The organism is Acidithiobacillus sp. (assembly GCF_049965315.1).
Taxonomy (GTDB): domain Bacteria; phylum Pseudomonadota; class Gammaproteobacteria; order Acidithiobacillales; family Acidithiobacillaceae; genus Acidithiobacillus_B.
The window spans coordinates 1-4,112 of the sequence record NZ_JBMFWL010000057.1 but is presented as its reverse complement, the minus strand read 5'-3'; the positions used below and the strand labels follow the sequence as shown (position 1 = coordinate 4,112).

3 protein-coding genes and 3 tRNA genes are annotated in these 4,112 nt (G+C 62.3%); 5 read left to right on the top strand and 1 reads right to left on the bottom strand.

The window, feature by feature from the left end:
• Window positions 1–500 precede the first annotated feature (500 nt).
• A tRNA-Ala gene (locus ACP5MM_RS09685) sits at window positions 501–576 on the bottom strand.
• Between the two features lie 106 nt (window positions 577–682).
• Between ACP5MM_RS09685 and pabB the strand changes: the two genes are divergently transcribed.
• From pabB to ACP5MM_RS09660, 5 genes are all read left to right on the top strand, one after another.
• Window positions 683–2,095, top strand: coding sequence for an aminodeoxychorismate synthase component I (gene pabB, locus ACP5MM_RS09680; protein WP_427934521.1), 1,413 nt, complete (start codon window positions 683–685; stop codon window positions 2,093–2,095).
• Between the two features lie 25 nt (window positions 2,096–2,120).
• The gene (locus ACP5MM_RS09675) at window positions 2,121–3,122 is read left to right on the top strand and encodes a lysylphosphatidylglycerol synthase transmembrane domain-containing protein (RefSeq protein WP_427930878.1); all 1,002 of its coding nucleotides are present in this window, start codon (window positions 2,121–2,123) and stop codon (window positions 3,120–3,122) included.
• A 74-nt stretch (window positions 3,123–3,196) separates the two neighbouring features.
• Window positions 3,197–3,272: transfer RNA gene (locus ACP5MM_RS09670), tRNA-Thr, on the top strand.
• Window positions 3,273–3,377: 105 nt separating this feature from the next.
• The gene (locus ACP5MM_RS09665) at window positions 3,378–3,836 is read left to right on the top strand and encodes a hemerythrin domain-containing protein (protein ID WP_427930877.1); all 459 of its coding nucleotides are present in this window, start codon (window positions 3,378–3,380) and stop codon (window positions 3,834–3,836) included.
• A 105-nt stretch (window positions 3,837–3,941) separates the two neighbouring features.
• Window positions 3,942–4,026 (top strand) — tRNA-Tyr (locus tag ACP5MM_RS09660).
• Window positions 4,027–4,112: the final 86 nt, after the last annotated feature.

Below are 4,112 nucleotides of genomic sequence, written 5' to 3'. Positions count from 1 at the left end.
CCAGCGGCTGGTTGAGTAAGCACGGAAGGGGGCTTCGGCCCCCTTTTTCATGTAGTGGTTCCCTGGGACACGGTACACGAGAAAACAGGCGTTTTTCGGGTGCAGTAGCATGGGCAATTTCACCATATAGCCCAAAAATCCGTGATAAATAGGGTTACTATAATGATGCTATGGGCTGGTTCAAGCCGGTGGAACTCTTGTCTCTGTAGACTAAACCCATGATAGAAAAAGGGAAAATGTAGCACGTTTTAGCCACTCTCTGTGATCTTGGCCCAGGACTCGGCATCTCTCTTTGTGCGGAATGTCCGCGTTTGGGACGGAAACCCGCGCTTGCGAACGATGGCTTGCCAGCCAATCACGTTTTCATCTTGGTCTTTCCTGGAGTTTATGGTCGCCATGCTGCACCTCACGCTGCACCCGGATTCAGGACTGAGTGCAGCATAATTGCAGCGAAAAAGCAACAAGGGATTAGGCTGCTTTGCCTAACCCCTTGTTTTGTTTGGTGGAGCGGAGGAGGATCGAACTCCCGACCTTCGCATTGCGAACGCGACGCTCTCCCAGCTGAGCTACCGCCCCATGGCGACATAGATTATGCCGGGAGGCGCATGAATGCAATGGGCTGGGCAGCGGCGCTGGACTCGCTTATCCTCACCTGTTCTGAGTCCTATGATGCCGGTTACCGATGCGGATAACGGAAGTACCCTACCCCGACGACATGGCCCAACGCTTCGCGCCCATGGCCCAGCAGCCCTGGGCCATGTTGCTGGATAGTTGTGACACCGGGGGCGAGCGCGGCCGCTACAGCATGATTGTCGCGGAACCCGTCTACCGGCTATGGCGGGAAGGCGGGGAGACCTGGGTGGCAGGGCCGGATGAGGTGGCGCAGATTCATCCCGGTGAAGTGCTAACGACCCTGCGGCAGTTGCTCTCCCGCCTGCCCGTGCCGGAGAACCGGCCTGCCGGCCTCCCTTTTATAGGCGGGGCGGTGGGTTATCTGGCCTACGACTTTGGTCTGGATCTGCAGGAAATAGGGCATCCTGGCGGCGGCGCCCTGCCCGAGATCAGCCTGGGCATCTACGATGGCGCCTATGTGGTGGACCATGAGCGCCGGCAGGCCTGGTTGACGAGTTTGGAAAGCACGGCCCGCAGCCGGGAGCGCTGGTCCTACCGGGTCGATTATTTTTCGCGGCCACCCGCCGAATCCGCCTCGGTTCCGCCCTTCCGCCTGCGCGGACCGGTGCAGGCCCGTTGGTCGTGGGCCGACTATGCGGCCGCCTTCGGCCGGGTGCAGGACTATATTCACGCCGGTGATTGTTATCAGGTCAATCTCGCCCAATCCTTCAGCGCCGCCTGCACGGGTCACCCCTGGTCCCTCTACCGGGAACTGCGGGAGGTGAATCCTGCTCCCTTTGCCGCCTATCTCGCCTTACCCAGGGGGGCGATCTTGAGCCTCTCCCCGGAGCGCCTGTTGACACTCCGCGACGGCTTCATGGAGGCGCGACCCATCAAGGGTACCCGCCCGCGTTTGCCTGACCCCGAGGCCGACCTGCGCATGGCCGAAGCCCTGTCGCACAGCCCCAAGGATCGCGCGGAAAACGTCATGATCGTCGACCTGCTGCGCAACGACCTCGGTCGCGTAGCGGCCACCGGTTCCGTGACGGTCCCCGAGTTATGCCGGTTGGAGTCCTTCGCCAATGTCCACCATCTGGTGAGCAGCGTGCGCGCCCGCTTGGCCCCGGGAGCAGACGCCATCAGCGCCCTGCAAGCCGTTTTTCCCGGCGGCTCCGTCACCGGCGCGCCCAAGCATCGCGCCATGGAGATCATTGCCGAACTGGAAGGTGGTCCCCGCGGCATTTATTGCGGCAGCATCGGTTATATCGACGTTGCCGGCGCCATGGACATGAATATCGCCATCCGCAGCTTGACGCTAGAGAATGGGCGCGTCACTTTTTGGGCGGGCGGTGGTATTGTGGCCGACTCCGGGGCCGCTGCGGAATATCAGGAATGTCTGGACAAGGTAGCCCCCTTTCACGCCGTATTGTCCGGCAAGACGTCGCTTGCGGCGGATATGGATGCTTCCAGGAGCGCAACTTGACCCCATCCCATGAACAGGGAAGCCAATGACGACCTCCCACATCCCTGAGACAAGGGAGTCCGGCCCGGCGCCGGTCCACAAACGCCGTGGCCACTGGCAGCTATTGGCGCAGGTGCTGTTTACCCTTGCCGTGCTGGCCTGGCTCTTGCATCAGACCGATTGGCAAGCCCTGACGACCCGCATCCTGCAGGCCAACCCTTTCTGGCTCCTGGCCGCAAGCCTGGCCTATGCCTGCAACCTCAGCATTTCCGCCTTGCGCTGGCAGGTCATCCTGCACGCCCTGGAGCGCCACGCGCCCTTGCCATGGCTCTTGCGTCTGAACTGGGTAGGGGCCTATTTCAATCAGGTCCTCCCGGGCGCGGTATCCGGCGACGTGTTGCGCGCGTGGTACACCCGGCATCAGACGGGCGCGACCACCATTGCCCTCGGCGCGGTCTTCGGCGATCGTTTCATCGGCCTCGGCGCCCTCATGGCCATCGCCGCCACCGCCTTTCTGCTCGGTGGCCAAAAGGTGGGGTTGCTGCCGCAGATGGGTTGGACCATCGCCCTCCTGCTTTGCGCCTATGCGGCCGTGGTGATCCTCATCCTGAGCCCGGCCTTGCAGTTCCTGGGCACCAAGGCGGGCCGCTGGGGAGGTAAACTGCATGACATCCGCTTGTCCATGGCCGCCTTGTTGCGCCATCGCCGGGATTTCGCCCTGGCCGCCATCATTTCCCTGGCCGTCCAAGGAATTTCCATTCTGACCTTCTGGCTGCTGGCGCGATCCTTGGGAGAACATCCCGATGCCGCAGCGATCTGGCTGGTCTGGCCGGTCATCAGCCTCTTTCTTGCCCTGCCCATCTCCTTCGCCGGCTGGGGGCTGCGCGAAGGCCTGATGGTCTTTTATCTTTCCCATCTGGGGATGAGTACCGACCAGGCCCTGGCCCTCTCTCTGCTGCTGGGCTTCACCATCCTCCTCACCAGCCTGCCGGGCGCCCTCCTCTGGCTGACCCTGCGCGATCCCCACCCGGGGCGGGCGCACCTTTAGCCACGGCGGCCGGTCGTTCCCTTGCCCATCTACATTGCGAAAGCCGGCCTCCTCACGCTAGACTGAACTTGTGCGCTGGCGTAGCTCAGTCGGTAGAGCTACTGATTTGTAATCAGTGGGTCGCGGGTTCGATTCCTGCCGCCAGCACCATATCTGAGATGCCGGCATTGCCAGCCTTTGCCTTTTGGCCAGCGGGGCGATCTCTGAGATCTTTGCGAAACCCGATGCACTTTCCCCGATGACAGGAGGTTACGGATGGGCGCCATTGACCAAGCCATGCAGAGCGACCACGAGCGCCTGGACCGCATCCTTGCCGCCACCGCCCAAGCCGTGGAGGCGGGCCGCTGGCAGGAGGCTCGGGAAGCCCTGGCCAAGTTCCGCCACGGCATCGAGGAAGGGCACATGGTGGTGGAAGAACAGGCCCTCTTTCCCGCCTTCGAGGGCCGGGAAGGCGGTAGCGAGCATCCGCTCACGGCCCTCTTGCGCAAAGGCCACCAGGATCTGCGGATCTTCTTTGCGGAAATGGCTGAAGCCATCGCCGCGGAAGACGCCGAGGAATTCGGCGATCTCTACAGCACCGTTCAAATCATCTTGCAGCAGCACGATGCCAAGGAGGAAAGCGAACTCTATCCCTTTCTGGCCGAGGCCTTGGCAGACCATGGCGCCGCCGTGACCGAGCAGATGGAGCGGGCCGCGCGGGAGGAGCCGGAATGAGTGAATACCGCGGTCGGGAACTGCCCCAAGGCCACGCCGGGAAAGGTTGCCGCTGGATCGCTTGACAAGCCCGGAGCGAAGCAGCACAATCCGCCGCTAAACGTGGGAGGGGTTCCCGAGCGGTCAAAGGGATCAGACTGTAAATCTGACGGCTCTGCCTTCGGAGGTTCGAATCCTCCCCCCTCCACCACTTTATTGATGAATGGCGCGCTGTGGATGCGGATTCCGCGGTAGCGCCGATGAGCTGGCGGTTGTGCGGGTGTAGTTCAATGGTAG

Coding starts and splice junctions, on each gene's coding strand:
- pabB (WP_427934521.1), top strand. CDS start 683: ATGCGGATAACGGAAGTACCCTACCCCGACGACATGGCCCAACGCTTC.
- ACP5MM_RS09675 (WP_427930878.1), top strand. CDS start 2,121: ATGACGACCTCCCACATCCCTGAGACAAGGGAGTCCGGCCCGGCGCCG.
- ACP5MM_RS09665 (WP_427930877.1), top strand. CDS start 3,378: ATGGGCGCCATTGACCAAGCCATGCAGAGCGACCACGAGCGCCTGGAC.